1 pseudogene is annotated in these 251 nt (G+C 72.9%); it reads right to left on the bottom strand.

The annotated features are described in order from the left end of the window. A pseudogene (locus OQ789_RS25945) lies at nucleotides 1-233 on the bottom strand (AMP-binding protein); the annotation flags it as partial. Between the last annotated feature and the right edge of the window lie 18 nt (nucleotides 234-251).

Genomic DNA, 251 nt, shown 5'->3' with positions numbered 1-251 from the left:
CCCAGGATCGCCACAATCGCCTCCGCCGACCGCGACAACAGCAGCGCCACACACTGCCCCGCCCGCGCACCATGGGCGGTGAGCAGGTGGGCGAACCGGTTGGACGCCTCGTCCAGCTCGCGATACGTCCACGACCGCCCCGCGCACGTCAACGCGGGCGCCTCGGGCGTACGGGCCACCTGCTCGGCGAACAACGCCGGAATCGACGCCCCGGCCGACACCGGACGATCCAACGCCAGGCCACCCCACGC

This window comes from Mycobacterium sp. 94-17 (genome assembly GCF_035617725.1).
Lineage (GTDB): Bacteria > Actinomycetota > Actinomycetes > Mycobacteriales > Mycobacteriaceae > Mycobacterium.
The sequence above is the reverse complement of the archived record's forward strand: the minus strand, read 5'-3'. Positions and strand labels throughout refer to the sequence as shown.